Source organism: Marinifilum sp. JC120 (assembly GCA_004923195.1).
In the GTDB taxonomy this organism is placed as follows: domain Bacteria; phylum Desulfobacterota; class Desulfovibrionia; order Desulfovibrionales; family Desulfovibrionaceae; genus Maridesulfovibrio.
In genome coordinates this window covers 1-20,993 of sequence record RDSB01000007.1, presented here as the reverse complement: position 1 = coordinate 20,993, position 20,993 = coordinate 1, and the positions used below count along the sequence as shown (strand labels likewise).

14 protein-coding genes are annotated in these 20,993 nt (G+C 47.9%); 2 read left to right on the top strand and 12 right to left on the bottom strand.

What is annotated here, in order from left to right; genetic code table 11:
* Positions 1 to 243 precede the first annotated feature (243 nt).
* Complete coding sequence (locus D0S45_08510; GenBank protein ID TIH16449.1) at positions 244 to 1,005, bottom strand: hypothetical protein; 762 nt, start codon at positions 1,003 to 1,005, stop codon at positions 244 to 246.
* Positions 1,006 to 1,342: 337 nt separating this feature from the next.
* A complete protein-coding gene (locus D0S45_08505) occupies positions 1,343 to 4,447 on the bottom strand; it encodes a DNA helicase UvrD (protein TIH16448.1) in 3,105 nt (1,034 codons plus the stop codon).
* Positions 4,448 to 4,818: 371 nt separating this feature from the next.
* Here D0S45_08505 and D0S45_08500 point away from each other — a divergent pair, with 371 nt between their 5' ends.
* Positions 4,819 to 6,633 (top strand): hypothetical protein, encoded by a 1,815-nt coding sequence (locus D0S45_08500; protein ID TIH16447.1) that lies wholly within the window; start codon positions 4,819 to 4,821, stop codon positions 6,631 to 6,633.
* A gap of 35 nt (positions 6,634 to 6,668) precedes the next feature.
* Here the strand turns inward: D0S45_08500 and D0S45_08495 are convergent, their stop codons facing one another.
* From D0S45_08495 to D0S45_08470, 6 genes are all read right to left on the bottom strand, one after another.
* Complete coding sequence (locus D0S45_08495) at positions 6,669 to 7,229, bottom strand: flavin reductase family protein (protein ID TIH16446.1); 561 nt, start codon at positions 7,227 to 7,229, stop codon at positions 6,669 to 6,671.
* Positions 7,230 to 7,299: 70 nt separating this feature from the next.
* Positions 7,300 to 8,136, bottom strand: coding sequence for a zinc transporter ZupT (gene zupT, locus D0S45_08490; protein ID TIH16445.1), 837 nt, complete (start codon positions 8,134 to 8,136; stop codon positions 7,300 to 7,302).
* A gap of 9 nt (positions 8,137 to 8,145) precedes the next feature.
* Complete coding sequence (locus tag D0S45_08485) at positions 8,146 to 8,949, bottom strand: hypothetical protein (protein TIH16444.1); 804 nt, start codon at positions 8,947 to 8,949, stop codon at positions 8,146 to 8,148.
* A gap of 2 nt (positions 8,950 to 8,951) precedes the next feature.
* Entirely contained in the window at positions 8,952 to 10,934 is a 1,983-nt protein-coding gene (locus D0S45_08480) for a portal protein (protein TIH16443.1), read from the bottom strand.
* A 2-nt stretch (positions 10,935 to 10,936) separates the two neighbouring features.
* Positions 10,937 to 11,284: a TraR/DksA family transcriptional regulator gene (locus D0S45_08475; protein TIH16442.1), complete on the bottom strand. Its 348-nt coding sequence runs from the start codon at positions 11,282 to 11,284 to the stop codon at positions 10,937 to 10,939.
* Between the two features lie 120 nt (positions 11,285 to 11,404).
* Complete coding sequence (locus tag D0S45_08470) at positions 11,405 to 13,726, bottom strand: PAS domain-containing protein (protein TIH16441.1); 2,322 nt, start codon at positions 13,724 to 13,726, stop codon at positions 11,405 to 11,407.
* Positions 13,727 to 13,966: 240 nt separating this feature from the next.
* On the opposite strand from D0S45_08470, the gene ettA reads away from it, so the two are divergent.
* Positions 13,967 to 15,649 (top strand): energy-dependent translational throttle protein EttA, encoded by a 1,683-nt coding sequence (ettA, locus tag D0S45_08465; GenBank protein TIH16440.1) that lies wholly within the window; start codon positions 13,967 to 13,969, stop codon positions 15,647 to 15,649.
* A gap of 43 nt (positions 15,650 to 15,692) precedes the next feature.
* Here the strand turns inward: ettA and D0S45_08460 are convergent, their stop codons facing one another.
* The 4 genes from D0S45_08460 to D0S45_08445 form a co-directional block, all read right to left on the bottom strand.
* Positions 15,693 to 16,844, bottom strand: a complete 1,152-nt coding sequence (locus tag D0S45_08460; protein ID TIH16439.1) for a GGDEF domain-containing protein — start codon at positions 16,842 to 16,844, stop codon at positions 15,693 to 15,695.
* A 156-nt stretch (positions 16,845 to 17,000) separates the two neighbouring features.
* Positions 17,001 to 17,624: a hypothetical protein gene (locus tag D0S45_08455; GenBank protein TIH16438.1), complete on the bottom strand. Its 624-nt coding sequence runs from the start codon at positions 17,622 to 17,624 to the stop codon at positions 17,001 to 17,003.
* Entirely contained in the window at positions 17,614 to 18,387 is a 774-nt protein-coding gene (locus tag D0S45_08450; protein TIH16437.1) for an ABC transporter, read from the bottom strand. The genes D0S45_08455 and D0S45_08450 overlap by 11 nt, the downstream gene beginning before the upstream one ends.
* A 434-nt stretch (positions 18,388 to 18,821) precedes the next feature.
* Positions 18,822 to 20,699: a methyl-accepting chemotaxis protein gene (locus tag D0S45_08445; protein TIH16436.1), complete on the bottom strand. Its 1,878-nt coding sequence runs from the start codon at positions 20,697 to 20,699 to the stop codon at positions 18,822 to 18,824.
* Positions 20,700 to 20,993 lie beyond the last annotated feature (294 nt).

Below are 20,993 nucleotides of genomic sequence, written 5' to 3'. Positions count from 1 at the left end.
CTTGGTACATGAATACATAAGAACGGGAAAACTATCTTTACGTACTCTATTTCCAGCAAAGACTGCAACCACAAGAAAAATTTCACAAGGTCAGACAACTTATAAAGCACCACCTGCGGCGTTGCTGCAAAAAACACTGAAACTTACGTATGTTAATACGCTTCATTCCAGTCTTTTTCTTGCGCCTTGCATCTGGCACTTTCTAAGTCGTCTGACGCATTTTACTTAATAAACACTTAAGTCTTAAATGTTTTTCATTGGATTACAATAATCACTCAACAATTGCAGCGACTCAAAAAAGGATTTTTCCTCAAAGACCTCAACAGTAACAACACCGTCTTCTCCAAGTAAATCAAGTAGAAGACCTAAAGTTTCCAATCCGTTACTATCCAGATGTTCAAGCCCCAGATGCTTTCCGCCTTTACCCGGTGCATTGAGATGCAACATGGCAATCTGCGCCTCAAGACCTGGTTCACGCAAAAGATCATCCTGTGCGTAAGCCAGTATGTGCCCTAGATCAAGGCATATTTTCATTCCACAATCGGTTATGATTCCGGTCAATCCTAATAATGAATTTTCCTTGATATTCTCAAAAAGGATCGTGTCTGATTCTATGGGACTCAAGTGGATAACTGCCGCGAAATCCCGAATTAATTCTGCTGCTTCAGAACCTGCTGGCGGCGGATGAACAACATGGGCAGTAGGACTTAAATGCCCAGCCTTATCATTGAGATCCAGCACAATCTCCGCTACCCGTTTTCCGCCTTCGTGCCACGGGAGATCCAGCGGATGATGAATATGAAAGGACAGCCCGCTATCCGCCAGATCAAGCGGCAGGTCAGCCTCAGTATAAGCAAGGCAAGACTTTGTTTCAAAAAAAAGCAATGCGACTTCATCTACCTTACCTGCCAGAAAACGGCAGTTATCAGCTACCGTTCCGGGAATGACCCATGAAGGGGCTGCTAATTGAAAAGGAGAATCGATCTTATTCAAAAAATTGGACATTTTTGCCGCCCTGCATCTGTTAAATCTATAATTTATGCTCCGCTCATTTTCACAATACACCGAAGAGCAAGTCCTTTTTATGCACGGCATAAGTATTGCTTAAATAAAAACATATTCAACTATGTCGGGAGAAAAAAAATGAAACGGGTCAGGAACTTTTTCCAACACCACTTCAACCCGTTGCACATCTTCTGTAGACTCAGAGGCGCAGGTTTGAGCGCGTTGGCAGCAAGAAGAATGTCAATGGTTTATGAAAAGGTAGTATACAAGGTTTTTCTATTGTAATTACAAAACCTTCTTCTATCCTTGTTCATCAGCACGGAACGAAGAGGACCGCCTACACATCAAGCAGGCTGATCTTCTTTTCCTTCTGAACCTTTCGTGCAACCATCGCCGACTTTTTCACACCTTCAGGAAGGTTCTTCAAAAAACGCGAAACAGGCAGCATCAGGGTCCGTCCATACAAAGGCCTTCTGGCCGCATGGGACAGGTAAAGATGTCTCTTGGCCCGGGTCATACCTACGTAAAGCAGCCTGCGTTCTTCTTCGGTATCCCCCTGCACCAACGGACCGTCCCCGGAAATCTTACCGGTTAGAATATCCGGCCCTGCAAAGGGCACAATACCGTCATCAAGACCTGCCAGAAATACCGCTTCGAATTCCAGACCTTTTGCGGCATGCATGGACATAATGCGCACCTTTTCAGCTTTATTGCGCACTTGATCAAGGTCATTCTGCATATGAATCCAGTTAAGCAGGCCGGACCACCCCCCGTGTTCCTTATATCCCCTGACCATATCCCGGAAAGGTTTGCTTTCCCAAAAAAGCTGATCAAAGGGTGGCATGTCGGTCAGATAAGCGGAAAGACCCAGCGGCCCCCGAGCAATAATCTTCTCCGGCACCTCCGGCACTTCATCGTCCGCTTCCTCGGCAAATCCAAGCATCCTGCGTGCAGCAACCAAAAGCACTTCTACTCGCGGATCATGCCAGAATGTCTCTGTTTCCGGCACGCTGCAAGGGATGCCCTGCCGTTTGAGCATTGCTTCGATAGGGCCGATCAATGCCTTGAAACGAACCAGCACCGCAATATCACCGGGACTTAAGGAGCCGACTTCTCCGGCATCCACCAGAGTGTGGCTGGTGGCTCCGATAAGCTGCTTGACCCGCTCCCCGATCCACGAGGCCTCACGATTGCTGTCCGGCGCGGAAAAAAGTTGAATCTCTGCTTCATAATTTTTATGAGCTTTTAATTGCGGAAGATTCTCCAGCACCGAGGCGGAAGATTCCAGCACACCCTGCGCCGAACGATAATTATCCTCAAGAGTTATCTGAATCAGATTTTCCCAGAAAGCACGGAACCTATTGGCAACATTACCAGAGGCACCGCGAAATCCATAAATGGACTGGTCCGGGTCGCCGATGGCAAACAACCCTTCTCCGTCATCTCCCACAAGACGCTGAACTATTGCCAGTTGCAAAGGGGAAAGGTCCTGCACTTCATCCACCAGCACGTGGGTGAATGTGCGCACATATTTATCGGATTTAAGTTCCGAGTGCCAAAATTCCAGCAGATCGGTATAATCCACCAGATTATAATGGTCTTTCTGGCGAGTGTAATTGGCTAAAATTTCAGCAACCCCTTCACTCAAAGGAGCCATGGTCTCACGGGCAAGGTTGATGGATTCCCATGCGGATTTAAGCTTGGCCCCGGTAATTTCCGGGTTAGCGCGGGCAAAGACACGACGTGCGGTTTCTTCATTAAGAATAATCGGGGCCTGATCAAAAGCACTGGCCCAGTATTCAAGGGCAAGGGCATGCAAGGTGTCAGCACGAGGCAAAACTTCATCCTCGCCGAGCATGCTTTTCATGCGCTCATTCATTTCCTCGGCGGCCTTGCGAGTGAAAGTCAACGAAAGAATACGCCGCGCACGAGTTCCCCTTTCCAGCAGATGCTTAATACGGCCCATGAGGGTCTGAGTTTTACCCGTCCCCGGTCCGGCAATGACCAACACGGGTTCAGGACCGGCTTCCACTGCGTTTTTCTGGGCCTCATTAAAACGGACCACCCCGGAATCCTGCTGAGGTTCGGAAGTTTTACGAACCTCAGCTTCAGGCTTGGCATCGTCAAGGTCGCCCTTGGGTTTACGGACCACGATCAGCTTCACGCCGTTAACAATCTCATCACGTTCCTGCGCGGAAAAAACAGAGATGGTTCCATATTGACCGTCAAAACCGGGATTACGGATAACCTGCCCCTCACGCATACGCCGGATGCCCTTGGCAAGATGGACATTATGCCGCTTAAGGTCCTCAACCGGGACCTGTTGCAGAATAGAAAATTCTGAGCCGAATTCCTTAATAAGCGGAGCATAAACGCCAAGCACTTTCTTGGTCTTGGGACCGGTGCCCACAACTTCAGAAATAATTTCCTTGAGCGGAACCAATGAATCGAATCCGGGCTGTCCCTTGGGCTGCTGCGCTTCCTCACGGTCAGCAAGTTCCATGACCCTTGAATAAACACCCATGGTCAAAGGCTTGCCGCAAACCGGGCAGACCCCGCCACGAATCTTAGATTCATGGGGATCAAGCATGATTCCGCACTTGCGGTGCCCATCCATGTAGTATTTGCCTTCTTCCGGGAAAAATTCGAGTGTGCCCATGAATTTATGCCCCAGCCCTTCGCCACGCAAGGCGCGGTAAATGCCCTCGTAGGACATATCGCCACTGAAAATATTTGCCTCGCGTCCGAGATTTTCACCGGAGTGGGCGTCGGAGTTGGAAACCATGCGGTATTTATCCAAGGCGGAGATAAACCAATTCATTTCCGGGTCCGAGGAAAGTCCGGTTTCCATGGCAAAAATTTCAGAAGCAAGATCGCCATAGCACTCTTCAACCGTATCAAAGCCGGACTTGGCACCGAAGAGCGAGAACCACGGAGTCCAGATGTGGGCGGGAATAAGAAAAGCTTTATCGTGGGTTTCAAGGACTATTTCGAGGAGATCTTTGCTGTCCAGCCCGAGGATAGGCCTGCCGTCCGAATTAAGATTGCCGATGGTGTCCAGCTTGGCGTTGAACTTCTTCACCGACTCAAGGTCGGGCATGTAGACTAGGTTGTGAACTTTGCGGGTTTTGCCGTATTTTTTGTAGATGGAGCTGATTTCGGTCTGAAGCATGAATCGGGTCTGCCCGGCAAAGGGGCCATCCACCCAATCGATGGATTCTTCCAGCCCTTTAGGTTCGCGCAGGGAAAGAAGCCCGGAGCCGTCCTCCACTAACTGTTCTTCTATCTCGGCCACCCATTCGGGGTGAGTAAAGTCCCCGGTGCCGATGACATCGATCCCCTTTACCCTCGCCCACGCAGCCAGAAGGCGCGGGTTCAAGGCTTTGCTGGTGGCACGTGAAAATCTGGAATGAATATGCAGGTCGGCTATAAATCTTTCCATGGTCTACCGTTCTTCCCCGTCGTGATCACTTATTGATCAACTTATCATTTTAAACAGCATAACCAACTGTAAAAGCTGGATGTTATCATATCATCATCGAATCATCACAACCCTTTTAAGGCTTACAAGGGACACTACATGCAGCCTCAATATATTGCAAGACACGCCCCCCTTTGATAGGGAAATTTTAACTGAAAAATTAAGAATGCCTCCGGCGGCTGGGGAAGGGAAAACTTTTGCAAAAGTTTTCCCTTCCCCAGACCCCATCCCTTTCAAAACCTTTTAGTATGCTTCGCACTTAGCGCGCTAAAACAACTCTCGAATAAATTACTCGGCAAAGCCTTGATAAAACAGCATACAATGGAGCCTCTGTGAGAAACGCGACTATATATGACATTTGTGATGAACCAATCTTTAGATGTGAAAACCCCAGTGTACCGGGCGAAAACCTGCGTAAGCTGTATAAAAAACTTTTCGGCAATCCGCTTTTCAAGCATTTTGTCCTGCGCTGGTGCTCGCACCCGGCCATTTTCCAGAGCAAGGTCGGCTCCTATCAGGAGATGATGAAAGCGGCCATGCAGGCCAGTTATGAAAACTGGCAGGATAAAGAATGGATTGAGACAACCTTTGCCCCGCTTGCAAAACTGCTGGACCGGGTTCAGGACCCGCAGTGGCGCATTCGCGAAAAAGCGGACACTCAGCCCCCGCGCGTTAGAGAAAAAGAAGTCACCGAAGTGCTGGATGCGGTACTTTCCGACATCATCCGGGTCTGGGATAAAAATCCCAAAGACCCGTATTTTCCGGTATCTGCACAGGTCGTCATGCCCGGAGATTCCATCTGCGACGGTGAAAATTTCATGAACATCATGACCGGTCTTGGCTCATACGAATTCCAGAACATTAACCTGCTCTTCGGACTAATGCGCTGCTTCCTGCATGCCAATCCGCTGGCCCTGAAAATATTCCGCCGCCCGTGGAAGGGCATCGCCGAACCGCTTTCCATGCGCGTTTCATGGATCACCCACCGAACTGGATTTTATGACGATATTTTCTGGGAACAAATTTACAACCTTTATATTTTAGAAGAACTGCCCCATGCCGAGCAAGAAAAACTTAAGGAAATGCTGGAATCGATCCTCCATTTCCTGATTGTGACCAGTATGGAATGGCTGGTGGCTCCCAGTTCCGGCATCAAGCATCCGGCAATCACCTGCCTGCCCAAGGATGGAAATGGACATCCGCTATGCAACCTCAAGCCCCGCGACTGGAAAGCCAAAAAAGAACTAGGCTTTGACGACTACGTGCCTGATGTGGATACCACCTTCCTAGCCTTGGCAATGAGCCGCAAATGGCTGGACCTTGCGGCTGAAAAAAATCTGCAAGTGAATCAAGAACTGCTGCGAGCGGCCGAAGTTTTTCTTGATTTTCCATGGGTGGAAATCATCAACGAATATCAGGTCGGTTCCTGCAACAAGACTAACCCACCGACCATCACCATGACCCGTCCGCTGGATTACTTCGGCGCGGTGCCGCTCTGGTTCGATAAGCCTTTTAAAAAAGACAAGGAAGACGGGCGCATTGTACGCGAGACTCTGGGCAATGAAATTTGCCCCGGTCATAACATGGATATTTTTGAAGCCATCCTCGCCAACCGCAAACAATGGAAGGCCCTTGAGGGTGAAAATCTAGAAACCCTGCAACGTTTCCTGACTTTTCATCACAATGCATTCATAAGCGGGAACTTCAAGCAGGACAGCGCAGTGCGTTTCTATCTGCCGGAAATCTACGTCAGCTATGCCGGACGTCTTTACGACACTTGGCTGACCATCCCCGAAGATGAACGGCAACTTATCGATCCCGACGGTAAAGTTGAACAGATCAGGACCGCAGCCATGGATTACTGCAAGTACGACATGCTCGGCGCGACCCTCAATCCATTTGATGCATCACTGGCAGTGGCAACACTCTGCCTGCTGCGCTACCCCAATCGCGGTGACGGGCTCATCGAACGGGGCATAAAAGTTTTACACGATCACCTAGGCGAGGGTTTCTTCAGGCATCCCTACAAAGCCTACGAATGGACCATGGTCCGCCATCCCACAAGAATCATCGTCGGCAGTGAGGTAACAACTTCGCTCTTCGCCATGAACGCCATTGCTTGTTACAAGCATTATATGAAAGACTAAAAAAGAGAGGGGGTGCTTAGCACCCCCTCTCTTTTTTACTTCAATTTCTTCCCGTCGTGCCAAGCACGACCCACGCACTCGCCGACATCCCAGTAGCGATTATCGGGCATGGTCAAGGTGAAAGGATTTACCTTCTTGATATCCGGTACATCATCAGACAAAACGTCCTCATCGCACCATGTAGCGACCACCTCGCCAACGAAAAGAGTATCGTTAGGCAATTCCATGGAATCAAAGACCTTGCACTCAATGACGACCGGGCATTTGCTGATCACCGGGGCATTCTCCAGAACACCCGGCTCAACATCAAAAAGGCCGGACTTATCAAGCTTGGAACCGGAAACAAGGCCCACAAAATCGGTAACCTCAACCATATCCACTGAGGGGACATTCACGCTGAATTCACCGCTGGCCTTGATTGCCATGTTGGAAAAATGCCGCTTGCCCACGGAAATCATCATCAGGGACGGGTTGTAATTAACCCGTGAGACCCAAGCCAAAGCCATAAAATTATCACGGCCCTCAAATCTTGACCCCAAAATTGTCTGAGGCATTGGCAGGGTAAAGCCCTGAACTCCTATATTTTTCTTAGCCATTTGAACTCCTGTGTAAAAAAATCAACTAGGCTTAACAATTCCATAAATACTAAACGAATGCCACCGTATTTTACAAAAACATCAGCAACGATAAAGCCATGACCGCCATGCCGCTGACCAGACCGTAGATGGAAAGATGATGCTCCCCGTACTCCTCGGCTGCGGGCAACAGTTCGTCGAGAGAAATAAAAACCATAATCCCGGCCACCCCGGCGAAGATTATGCCGAACACGGTTTCGGACAGAAACGGCATTAGCAGCAGATAGCCGACCATAGCCCCGATGGGTTCAGCCAGACCGGACAGAAAAGAATATTTGAATGCCTTCTTCTTATCCCCGGTAGCGTAATAAATAGGCACGGAAACCGCGATACCTTCAGGAATGTTGTGAATAGCGATGGCTACGGCAATAGCTATACCGAGACTAGGATCACTCAGCGCGGCGGTGAATGTAGCAAGCCCTTCGGGAAAGTTGTGTATACCAATTGCCAGCGCGGCCATGGTGCCCATACGAAAAAGTTTACGCTTACCCTGCTCACTTTCCAGCCCCTCACCATCTTCAAGATTTTCAGGATTCATATCCTCAATGCGGTGCATTTCGTGCGGGTTTTCGTAAGAAGGAACCATCTTATCAATCAGTGCAATAAGAGCAATACCGCCAAAAAAGGCCATGACCGCAGCCCATGTCCCGGCAACTTCCCCCATATCGGCCTGTAGGGCATCCTTGGCTTTGACCATAATTTCCATGAAAGAAACATAGATCATAACCCCGGCGGAAAATCCCAGTGACACTGATAAAAATTTTGGGTTGGTCCGTTTGGCGAAAAAAGCCAATGCAGAGCCGATTCCGGTGGAAAGCCCGGCAAAAGCGGTCAAACCAAAAGCGAAGAGCACATTATCTGCAAACATAAGCCCTCCTTATTTTTTTAGGTTCAGACGGCAGAGCAAAGGAGCTTCAATTATCAGAATTTTACGCGGTCCAAGCTTGGAATCCGGGTTGGCTTTTATGATCGGTTCAAGATTAGCCGGATTGGAAATATCAACCTTGTTCACCCCGCTGTTCCTTGTGGCATGACAAAGCCAGATATGTCCTTCGTCATCTGGAACTATCAAACCCACATGGTAATGAAGGAGTTTGTAATTCTTGAATTTAATGGGCTTACTCATGGAAAATAGATACACATGCCCCGGTGTCACCTGCTTGATGACATCCGCCCATGCCGCCCGGTCACTGAGTTCGAAACCACGCAGGCTCATGCCGTTATTATCTTCAATTACTGCGGTCTGGCCAAAAGGGAGTACGGGTTTTCGCTTAAGCCCCTCGGTAACGTTGAGAATAAGGTCGTAACCAAAATCCCAATCCTCGCCGTAGGGAGAGTCGGGTCCGCTATCGGCAAGACGATCAAGAGTGGTGTCGGCAAGGTTGAAGTTGCGAGCAAAATAATAGCGCGAAGCGGCCACGGTAAAACCACTGCAATTTAACCCCGGTTCCTTCAGATAAACGTCCGGCTCTGCAAATAAAGTGAACTCGCCAAAACGGTTAACAGCCGCATCACCCCGGTAGGGAGTGCCCTCGAAATAACCGAGTACATCCACTGGATTTGAGCACTTCAAGGGAGCGGGTCCAAGCCCCCTTGGATCAGGGATACTGGTCTTGGCACACCCGGCCATCAGCGAAAGAAGCAGTACGAAGAACAATGTATGAACTCTATTACTGAACATTTTTAAACCTCTTTTTCCTCTTCCGGTTGTGAGGCAAGACGCCTGAACCGTTCAATATTTTTGCGCCCGCCAAGCACGCCTACAATATCTCCATCAGCAAACTGAAAAGATCCGTCCGGATTCTGGATAAAATGATCACTCCGAAGCACACCGACTACGGAAACACCGGTCACCGTGCGGATCTTACTCCCGGCAAGGGACCTACCGACTATCTCGGCTTCATCATTCACCTCAACCCAATTCAAATTGATAGACTCCGCAGCCTTGCTTAGCCGGAAAAACTGGGCGGCCTTGGGGTAATTGCGTTCTACATCAGAGGTATACCTCTCCCGGCGCATGGAATCCATTACATTTTGAATCTCTACGGCAGGAAGACAGAAATTGAACAAAGTCTGACGGATCATTTCCAAACCGGTCTCGAACTCAGGCATAATGATATGATGCACGCCCAATTCATTAAGCATCTCCAGATGTTCCGGGTTACGGGAAAGAGCCACCACCTGACATTGCGGTGCAAGAAGGTTAACTTTCTCCAGTACAGAATTAGATCCGCGTACAGACGGAATAGTCATAAGCACCATGCGTGCATGGGATACACGGGCCGCCTCAAGCACGATTTCCTGCCCGGCATCACCGTAAATAACCGCTCGTCCGGCATCAGATGCCAGCTCAACCTTATTGGCGTCAAGATCCACAATAACGTGCGGGATATCGATATCATGCAGAGAATCGGCAACATATGCTCCGAAACGCCCGTAACCAAGGATAACCACATGTCCGTCAAGCTCACTTTCCGGCAGGTTCATGGTCTGCAAGGGATTGGTCTTGCGGCGACTTTGCAGCATGGAATAAAGCGGTCCGGTGCAGGACGCCATGATTGGAGTGATGAGCATGGTTACTATTCCCACGCCCATAAAAAGCGGGAAATATTCCTTGGGAAAAGAACCGGATTCAGCCCCCTGCTGCAACAGCAGAAAGGAAAGCTCACCCACTTGAAACATCCCCAGCCCCAAGGCTAAGGGAATAACGTTGCGGTAACGAAAAATACAGGCCATGGAACCAAAAATGAACCCTTTGCCCACAAGGATGGCAAAAGCCAGAGCCAGAATGGTTCCGATATGCTCCCAAACGTAAAACGGATTAATGAGCATACCCACAGAAGCAAAGAAAATAAGACTGAAAATATCGCGTAAGGGCAGGATGTCACTTAAGGCCTGATAGGCATAGCGAGATTCACTGAGCACCATCCCGGCCACAAATGCCCCGAAAGCAAATGACAAACCAAGGGAATGTGTAAGGTAGCCGATTCCCAGCCCGATGGCACTACAGGAAAGCATAAACATTTCCCGCGAATTCCAACCGGCAACAATCTTCATGAAACGTGGAATGATGCGTGACCCGAGCACAAACATGGAAGCCAGGAAGAGCACAGTCTTGATCCCGGCCATGCCCAACTGCTGTAACCCAAAGGAATCAGAACCAAGCTGGGGCATAATAATCAGCATGGGTACGATGACGATATCCTGCACCACCAGCATACCGAGCATGACCCGGCTGGACAAAGTGCCCACCAGCCCGTGACTCTCCAAAGTCTTCAGGACTACCATGGTACTGGAGAGGGAAATAAAGGCCCCGAACCATATGGAAAGATGTGAATCCCAGCCCATGATCTGTCCGGTTCCCCAACCGAAAGCCATAGTCAGGATGATTTGCAGCGGTGTCCCGATCAAGGCCACATGGCGCACCGGTTTAAGTTCCTTGATGGAAAACTCAATACCAAGGGTGAATAAAAGTAGTGCTACCCCTATTTCCGCAAGCAATTCAACATCATGCACGCTGGAAATAGTGATACCCCCGGTATAAGGACCGACCAGCACCCCGGCGACAATGTAGCCCAGCAAAAGCGGCTGACGAAACATACGGGCCACAAAACCGCCCAGCATACCTGCAACGATAAGGATAACAAGATCAGAAGCGATTCCCAAAACTACTCCTTATGTTGTTCTGCACAGTGCACACAGAACCGGCTTTCTGGAATAGCCAGCAGCCGTGCATGGAGAATATCATCGCCGCACTCCTCGCATTCCCCGAAAAACGGATCGTTTTCCAAACGGTTAAGTGCATCTTCAAGATTCAAAATCCGTTGACGGGACAGAGAAATGGAAGACTTGTTAATGCCCTGATTGAGCATGGTATCAAGCCGGGACAACCTGCCGATGGCCGCATCCGGCTTGACCGGATCCACGGTTCCTTCCAGATTCTTTACCTGTTTGGTTAGATTTTCAATTTCAGTTTTTATCTTATTCTTAAGTTCTTCTTTTTGTTTATCATTCATGCTTATCTCCCTTAAGCTCACAAGCTTACCCCCGCCCAGTTCAGCTTGCAAGATGAATCCCCAAAAAAGTAGCCCCCTCTGCATACCACAAAGGGGGCTTCTAGCTATTCTTGCTACGTCTTATTTATCGGGCTGAATATCCTCAATAACAGTATTCAGGCTTGAAGCCATTCCGGCAACCTCCTGAATCGCGTTGGCGGACTCGCCCATGACCTGTGAAGTCTCAAGGGAAATCCTGCTGATATCCTCAGTGGCCCTGTTAATTTCCTCACTGGTGGCGGACTGCTGCTCTGCCGCAGTGGCAATGGCCCGGACCTGATCCGAAGCATTAATGACCAGCTTAACAATCTCACTTAAAGTCTGGCCGGATTCATTGGCCAGGTCACTACTGCGCTGCGCAGAATCAGCAGCATCTTCAGTGGCGGAGATGTTTTGCTTGGTCATATTCTGAATCTTGGAGATGGCATTACCGACTTCCCCGGTGGCAGACATGGTATTTTCAGCCAACTTGCGAACTTCATCAGCAACAACCGCAAACCCGCGCCCGGCCTCCCCGGCTCTTGCAGCTTCAATAGCGGCATTAAGGGCCAGCAGGTTGGTCTGATCAGCAATATCGTTAATGACACCAAGCACATTGCCGATTTCTTTTGCTTCCACTCCAAGCTGTTCCATGGATTCTTTCAAGGCATCTGCCTGAGAACGCACACCGTCAGCTGATTCAATCATCTGCTGCACCAACTTAGAGCCGTTTTCGGCCTTGTCACGGGCAGAGTCAGCGTCTTCAGCTGCAAGCCCGGCATTCTGGGCCACTTCAAGGACGGTGGCATTCATTTCTTCCATGGCAGTGGAAGTTTCAGCTACTCGATCCCGCTGTTCCTGCGCACCCCGGTTAGACTGCTCAATCTGAGCGGAAAGCTCTTCAGCTGCACTGGAAAGTGACTGCGAAATCTGCTCAGCATCAGCTGCTGCATGGGTAATGCGCTCATTCTGCTTCTCGATTTCAATCCCCTGCTGCCTGATCTCGGTCATATCAACAATTACAGTCAACGCCCCGAGCATATTCCCATCCATGTCGTGAAACGGGGTCGCTGAAACAAATAAATGTTTCTCATTTCCTTTGTGGGAAGTATAAATAATTTCTTTTTCAAATTTGCTGTTTTGTTCAATAGCCGCATGAGACATTGTATCTCTTCTGGGATCGTTAAAGAAATACTCACCGGCATGAACACCACTAGACTCAGCCGGAGCTCGGCTATTTTCAGTCAAGTCACACATTTCCTGATTGACCCATAGAATATTGTTATCAGGATCAACAATGGCGCAGGGAACGGTCAGTCCGTTAAGCACGCCTTCGGAAAAACCGAGCTTGTTTTTAAGTTCACCAACCATGGTGTTAATCTTTTCAGCAAGATTTTCAAACTCATATTTATAAGTTCCCTTTAACTCGGCCTTGAGATTTCCATTGGCAATTTCAGTTGAAAATTCAAGAATATTCTCAACCGGATGCAGAACCAACTTTCTAAGAATAAATACCATCACCCCGCTAAAAAGCAGAACGATTATCGCCCCGCCAGAAAGCAGAACATTTCGCTGGTGGGTTGCCGCCGCAGTCAGGTCATCCTCATAAGCACTGACTCCAATCGCCCAACCTGTTCCGGGCATGGTTTTAAACACCATATATTTTTTTCTACCCTTCCATTCATAGGTAGTGCCGCCATTCTTCTCAGAAAGAATGGTCTGGGTAAAACCAAACTTGGAAAGATCCTTAAGATATAAACTTTTATCCATAGCATGAGCGATAATACGCCCCTTGTTATCAAACATAAAGCTGTAGCCGTCCTTACCTATCCGGAAAGGATCAATGAAGCTCTTGGTATATCTTTCCCACTTGGGAAAAACACCGATGCCGCCGATAATATTACCACTACTATCACGCACAGCATGGGCAATGGCGAAAATCATAATTCCGCCGCCGCTTTTAGAAATAAGGATGTTGTCCTGAATATAAAACTCGGTGCCGGAGAGAATTTTTTTCACATAGCCACGGGAAGAACGGTCCGCCCCGGCCATACTACTGCCTTTGGCGTTGTAACCGGCAATAGCCTTACCGTCTTTATTAAAAAGAAAAGCAGCCCAATAATCATCAGAAGAATTTATCAGCGATTTAAGCAAACCATCGATGGGGCCAACGTTGCCAAGTTCAAGAGCTTCACGAGCGGGATCACCTTTGGCCATGATCCGTACTACATCGGAAGTCTGCCCCATATAAAGTTCCAGGGCTTTTTCAGACTGATCCACCATGCTTTGCATGGCATTCTTCTGCTCCTTAAACACAGCTTTGTAGGTGCTATCAGCGACCCACCAAACCCCGATAGAGATAGTCAAGGCAATAAGGACAAAAACAATCACAGCAACAACTGAATTTATACTTTTAACCCTCATACGCAGTCTTCCCATTTTTAATAGTTATTAAACCGACCACCAGCACTTACTAACCCATACTATTCATAGCATAAAGACAGCGAATAAGACAATCGGCAATAAATTAGAAAATTGATACAGTTAATTTATCGGACAAAGACCGGGATAGTTTACTCTCCAAATTCCAACATTGCCTGATAACGTTTTTTCTGCCACAAGGGGAAAACGCAATAGCAAATAGTAACTAACGAGGTAATAAATATGAGCAACGAACCTGATAAGATCATATATTCCATGGTCCGGGTAAGTAAGTTTTACGACAAGAAACCCATTCTTAAAGATATCTCCCTTTCATATTTCTATGGAGCAAAAATCGGCGTGCTGGGCCTGAACGGCTCCGGTAAAAGTTCGCTTCTGAAAGTTCTGGCCGGTGTGGATGATAGCTTTGAAGGTGAAACCCACATTTCCCCCGGCTACACCATCGGCTACCTTGAGCAGGAGCCGCTGGTTGATGAAACCCGCACTGTCCGTGAAGTGGTTGAAGAAGGTGCAGCAAACGTAGTTGCTCTCGTTAATGAATTCAACGAGATCAACGCCCAGTTTGCCGAGCCTATGGAACCGGAAGAAATGGACGCGCTGCTTGAACGTCAGGCCAAAGTTCAGGAAGAAATGGACAATTGCGGGGCATGGGATCTCGATTCCCGACTTGAAATGGCCATGGACGCCCTGCGCTGCCCTCCCGGAGACACTCCTGTTTCCGTCATATCCGGTGGTGAAAAACGCCGCGTGGCCCTTTGCCGCCTGCTGCTTCAGGAACCGGACATCCTGCTTCTTGATGAACCCACCAACCACCTTGACGCGGAATCCGTATCATGGCTGGAAAGACATCTCCAGAACTACGCCGGAACCATTATCGCCGTAACCCATGACCGCTACTTCCTCGACAACGTAGCCGGATGGATTCTGGAACTGGACCGCGGCCGGGGCATCCCCTGGAAAGGCAACTATTCTTCCTGGCTAGAACAGAAAGAAAAACGTCTGGCCAACGAAGCCAAATCCGATGATAAAAGGCGCAAGACCCTTGCCCGCGAACTGGAATGGATCCGTATGTCCCCCAAGGGCAGACGCTCCAAAAGCAAAGCCCGTATCAGCGCGTACGAATCCCTTGCCAACCAGCAGAGCGATGAATACTCACGCGAGTTGGAGCTCTACATTCCGCCGGGACCACGCCTCGGTAAACAGGTTATTGAACTGAAAGGTGTGCGCAAACAGGCCGGGGACAAGCTGCTTCTTGAAGATACCAGCTTCATAATCCCCGCCGGAGCCATCGTCGGTATTATCGGCCCCAACGGTGCAGGTAAAACCACCATGTTCAAAATGATCAGCGGACAGGAAAATCCCGACGAAGGTGAAGTCATTGTGGGTGAAACCGTTCAGGTAACCCATGTTGACCAGCACCGCGACGCTCTTGATCCTGAAAAATCCGTGTATGAAGTCATTTCCGGCGGCAATGAATTCGTCAAACTGGGCGACCGCGAAATCAATGCGCGTGCTTACGTAGGCAAGTTCAATCTGACCGGTTCTGAACAACAGAAAAAATGCAAGGTTCTTTCCGGTGGTGAGCGCAACAGAGTACATCTCGCACTCATGCTTCAGGAAGGCGGCAACGTGCTGCTTCTTGATGAACCGACCAACGATCTTGACGTAAACACCATGCGTGCGCTGGAGGAAGGCCTCAACAACTTCGGCGGCTGCGTACTGGTTATTTCGCATGACCGCTGGTTCCTCGACCGCATTGCCACCCACATCCTTGCCTTTGAAGGCGACTCTTCAGCTTATTGGTACGAAGGTTCATATTCTGAGTACGAAGAAGACCGCAAAAAGAGACTGGGCAAAGACGCTGACCAGCCTCACCGCATCAAATACAGAAAACTCACCAGATAAAATAAAATGGGGAAGAAGTTTTAAAACTTCTTCCCCATCTTTCTTATTCTACATAAGCTTCGGTCGGTTGAATCTGCTTAACAACCCCGAACATTGCCGGACAGACTTGATTTCGACCACACTTCTTAGCCCGGTAGAGTTGCTCGTCTGCATCCTGAATCAGGGACTTGAAATCATCATGATCCTTCAATTCAGCAACGCCTATGCTGACAGAAATAGGCAGATAGGCTTCATCAACATTAAACATTTTCTCTCTGACCCTTACTCTCAGCCGCTCAGCAATATTGATCCCGTCATGCAAACTTGAATGGGGCAGGATTATCAAAAATTCCTCGCCACCCAAACGCCCGAAATGATCTACTTCCCGCAGAGCATTGCCGCACCTTCTGGCTGCTTCCTTGAGAACCTCATCACCGACACAATGACCATAATCATCGTTGACCTTCTTAAAATGATCAATATCCACCATTAATACAGCCAACTTACTCTCAAAACGGCGTGCAGACCTAAAAAGACAATTCCCGGCTTCAAGAACCTTGCGCCGGCTGCACACCCCGGTGAGTTCATCAAATTCCACCAGTTTTTTCAGGTCTTCCATGGCCGCATACTCCCGGCGCAACGACCTGCCGAAAGTATAGAGGAAAAAGATTCCGAACATATTGGCAAGAAAAAAGTAACTCAATGAATTCATAAATGTTCCAGAATGAACAGGAACAATTGTCGACAAAGTAAAAAGATAAAGAATTGACCCGGAAACAGCAGCGATAAAAGGCGGAAGAATACGTGGTGACAAAAGCACATAGTAGGCGAGAACAATAAAAACTGCGGTGGGCACACTGAGAGAACCGATATCTGAAGACTTTATGACCAACTCCAGCGATTCCGCCCCCAAAACAGAAAACATACACAAAGACATGAACGCATACTGCATCCTGAGCCTGTTTTTATCGACCAGAAGCAAACAAAAAGCCGCGCTGCCGAGCAGGCACGCGCCAATTCTTCCCAGTAAAATGGTATGGAATTCAGAGCCAAGACCAAGATCAATGTAATCGCTGTATCCACCTGCAAAATATGTAACTACAGTGACGAAATAAAGAAAAAGAAGTCTAAACCTGACTGAAGGCCATTTCTCTTTTTGAAACGACTCTTCAAGGGTAGGATCTTTAAATCCACCCATAAAATTTAATTTATCCACAGCCCCCCCCGAGCTAAAAACGAGGGCAAGGTGTAACTGTGGGTTTTTTTTAAGTCAAGTCCGGGCCTGCTTATGGAAGTAAAAGCATGCTTCAAGCAAGCTAAAAACAATATCGCAAAATATCGACATCATATACTATTCAAAAAAAATGAACATTTAATACTTTAAACTGGCAAGCAATCCATTCTTCACAAAAAAAGAAATCTTCATTTCACCATTTTCTGCATCAGAAAAAGACGAAGACCATTCTTCAAGAATATCATTTCCTTGAATCTCATAGCTGACATTGTTCCACTGATAACGAGATACAGACTTCATTTTATTAAAATATTTACCAAGTGAAGGATCACAGCCGTTTGGAAGTCCAGTACAGGCCCGCCACAAGCAAAGGCTTCCGGCCAATATTTTCCAATCAAACCCCGGAGGAAGGTCCGCAACCTGAGAAGCTGCATGCATGGGAATGTGGACTTTTCCGGCCTCAGAAAAAACGAGATTTATTTCTGCCTCCCCTTCCCGGAGCAGTTCTACCGCTCCAAGCTTAAACGGTGACACATGTCCGAAATAAACAGCCCGGAAAGTCCCCCTTTCAAGCTCATAAGAAAGCTCCAGCTTGGGGATCTGCCCCCGCTGCTGCAAAAGATCCATACTTTTAAAGGTAAGCGGACCAAAATCGGACGGAACAACCATGCTCGAAGTTTCATTCTGCGGCCCGAGCAGTAAAGCTAAGAGATAAAGCGATGGTTTTTCAAAACAATAGGTAGGAATTTCATCAGCGGACATCCGAGCCTCTCTCATCGTGTTGTTTACAAGAACCTATAATACCTATTTTTATTAATCCCTCATTCAATATCCGGGCAAAAAAACGGCCCTGTTCATCTTTGCGGAATGCGACAAACAGCTCATTCACGCCAAAAGCCCTAGCCTTAATTTGAACGGTCTCACTATGCTTTTCAACTTCAGGATCAGTAACGGCAAGATAACTGTAAACCATCGGGTCCACCACTGCACCATCAATCCTGCCCTTGATCACTTTCATAATATTGCTTTTGTCAGAGGGAGCAAAGTCAGCCTTGATGGTGCCGTTGGCAACAGCTGCATCCAACTCCGAAGTGTTCACATATCCGGCCACAAAGCCCAAACGGAGTCCGGCAAGGTCATCAACGGTGCTCCAGTTGACAGGACTCTTCCTGCGTTCCAGAAGACTTACCGGGCTACATCCGTAACTCTTTGAAAAAATATACTTTTCATCCCTTTCGCTGGAATAATATTCCGGAAAGTAACCAATAACCTGAGAGTCAGTTTCCATCATACGCATTGATCTTTTCCAAGGCATAAAAAGAATCTTCAATTCATAGCCCATGGCCGCAAAGGCCCTGCCTATAATTTGGGCACTGGTTCCTTTTTCAGGAAGCTGCTGCCCCACATAAGGAGGCCACTCAAGGGAACTGAGATAGACAACATTATCGGCATTGGCACATCCAACACCCAGCCCAAGTAAAAGCAATGTTATAGTGGTGTAAATTTTGAAGTACCTGACAAGCATTGATGAACTCCAACTTTAATTTGCATAAATATGTACCTTTTCAGCTAGCTAAGCAAGATCAAAAAAGAAGAAGTGCGGCACTATGTACCGCACTTCACTCTAACCACAACCGGAGATTTATATGAACAGGAGGAGATTTCCAGCTACTTTCCACCTCACGAAAGAACTTCTGCTACAGTTCACTGTTAACCCCGGATTATCTACCGGCTTACCAACAGCAACTCCTGCGCTCCAAGTACTACAGACAGATTGGACAACCTGATAATTGCTTTTGCCGACCTATATCGGTCATGACAACAGCTTTTCCGTCAAATCGGAAAACAGGATTGCAGCCACACGGGCATGTCAAGACATGCCCTGATTTCTCCTCCCGGTTAACTCATCAAAAATGATGCCTTTATTATAAGATAAGTCTTTTTCTTGTTTTGTCAGCCTCACAGACGCTCAAAATCATCCCCCGGTTCCAATGCCGGGACAGCATTTTTTTTCCTGTGTATGACAGCTGAAAATTGCGGCCCATCATTAGGAACAGTAAAAAACTGCATTGTTTCCTGCAACTTAACAGCCTGAGCAGATAATTCCTCCGAAGTGGAAGATAGCTCTTCTGCAAAAGCCGCATTACGCTGGATAACCTCGTCAAGCTGAGTGACAGCCTTTGAAATCTGCTGGCCGCCTTCGAATTGTTCACGGCTGGCCGCAGCTACTTCGGCAACAAGCTCCTCGTTACGATTAATATCTTTAATCATCGCACCAAGAACCTGTTTAGCCCTTTCAGCAACCTGAAGGCTTGACCCCGTCAATTCCCTGATTTCTCCGGCGGCAACCCCGCTCCTTTCAGCTAGCTTGCGTACTTCGGAAGCAACCACAGCAAATCCCTTGCCGTGCTCCCCGGCCCTTGCAGCCTCAATTGCGGCATTCAAGGCCAACAGGTTGGTCTGACGTGCAATTTCTTCAATAATGGAGGTTTTCTCAGCAATATCTTGCATGGCGTCCACAGTCTGAGAAACGGCATCTCCACCATTCTCAGCTTCACGGGCAGTCTTTACCGCTATCTCACGAGTTTCTTCAGCAAGCTCAGTATTCTTGGATATATTTCCGGTCATCTGAGTGATGGAAGCGGAGACTTCTTCCACTGAAGCGGCCTGCTCAGTTGCCCCCGCGGAAAGGTGCTGGGCAGATGCGGAAACCTCTTCACTACCGGCAGCCACCTGCTCAGCAGCAGACTTAACGCCGACAACAACCCCGCGCAAAGATGAGATCATACTTCCCAGTGAGCGCATGAGGCTCCCGATTTCATTGGGAGAGTCACTGGTAACAGACTTAGTAAGATCGCCGGAAGCCATTTTTCCGGCCACCTGCATTCCTTCGCTGACAGGGACAATGACCAACCTACGCACGGAAAAATATACAATACCGCAAACCACCAAAACAATAAGAGCACCTACAATTGTCAGCACATTGCGCTGCATAACCGCAGCCGATGCCAAATCACTCTCATAAGCGGTAAGCATTATCAGCCAACCGGTTTTAGGATCGGTCTTGAAAATCATAGCCTTGCTGCGGCCCTGCCAGTCATAAAACTCTTCTCCACTACCAGCGGCAAGAGCTCGTTGCATGAAACCATACTTACTTAGGTCTTTTAAAATCAATTTGTCAGAAGGATGATAAAGAACCTTACCGGATTTATCTGTTACGACTCCATACCCTTCCGTACCGACCACAACAGGCTTCACAAAACGGTTGGAAAATTTCATCCAATCACCAAAAACCGCGATACCGCCAAGCAACTGACCCCGCGCATCCTTCACCGGGGCACTGGCTCCAAAAAGCAGGCTGTCATCAGTTTTGGACCTGAACACAGACTCGGTAATATAAGTATCTTTGCCTTTTAGAATAGCTTTCACGTAATCACGGGAACTGATATCCAGACCATCCAGAACCCCACCCTGACTATTCCGCCCAGCCAAAACCTTTCCATTTCGGTCAAAAATCAGCACAGCCCAAATGACTGCATTATCGCTCATGGCTTCTTTGAATAATTTTTCGGCGGAAGAATTGTCATCTTTAAAAATATTCCGTACAGCCTCCTGACCGGAAATACTTTTCACCACCGCCACTGTATCGGTAACAAAAAGATCAAGGGAAGCAGCTATAATGGAAGCCTGACTGACGGCAGACTCCATTGAATTATCAAGTACCATTTCATAGGATGAATTCTGGACATAAAAGACAAGCCCCCCTATTCCAGCCAAAATTGGTATGATAATTGGTACCAGGATTACCCTCAATAAACTTCTCGATACCCAACTCATGTTAATGCCCCCTTTTAAATTACAAAAAAGAAATGACTACTCACACTGAGTTACAAAATAATTAACGTCGACTCTAACTTAACTGCCCACTCTCGTCCAACACAAAAAAGCCCTGTATCTATTATCTTTTCCCCACTAATCAATGTCAAAAAATACCATGTCAGCACTCCCCTGTTTAATCTGGTAGTATACCAGTAAAAGTGAAACTAGCAGGAGGCTGACATGGCTAAAATGACAATATCATCAGTTGGCAGGTTTGTGGAAGCATTTCTCGGGCAACGTTTTTTCGTAGGA

Coding starts and splice junctions, on each gene's coding strand:
- D0S45_08445 (TIH16436.1), bottom strand. CDS start 20,699: ATGAGTTGGGTATCGAGAAGTTTATTGAGGGTAATCCTGGTACCAATT.
- D0S45_08495 (TIH16446.1), bottom strand. CDS start 7,229: ATGGCTAAGAAAAATATAGGAGTTCAGGGCTTTACCCTGCCAATGCCT.
- ettA (TIH16440.1), top strand. CDS start 13,967: ATGAGCAACGAACCTGATAAGATCATATATTCCATGGTCCGGGTAAGT.
- D0S45_08475 (TIH16442.1), bottom strand. CDS start 11,284: ATGAATGATAAACAAAAAGAAGAACTTAAGAATAAGATAAAAACTGAA.
- D0S45_08485 (TIH16444.1), bottom strand. CDS start 8,949: ATGTTCAGTAATAGAGTTCATACATTGTTCTTCGTACTGCTTCTTTCG.
- zupT (TIH16445.1), bottom strand. CDS start 8,136: ATGTTTGCAGATAATGTGCTCTTCGCTTTTGGTTTGACCGCTTTTGCC.
- D0S45_08450 (TIH16437.1), bottom strand. CDS start 18,387: ATGCTTGTCAGGTACTTCAAAATTTACACCACTATAACATTGCTTTTA.
- D0S45_08510 (TIH16449.1), bottom strand. CDS start 1,005: ATGTCCAATTTTTTGAATAAGATCGATTCTCCTTTTCAATTAGCAGCC.
- D0S45_08505 (TIH16448.1), bottom strand. CDS start 4,447: ATGGAAAGATTTATAGCCGACCTGCATATTCATTCCAGATTTTCACGT.
- D0S45_08455 (TIH16438.1), bottom strand. CDS start 17,624: ATGTCCGCTGATGAAATTCCTACCTATTGTTTTGAAAAACCATCGCTT.
- D0S45_08470 (TIH16441.1), bottom strand. CDS start 13,726: ATGAGGGTTAAAAGTATAAATTCAGTTGTTGCTGTGATTGTTTTTGTC.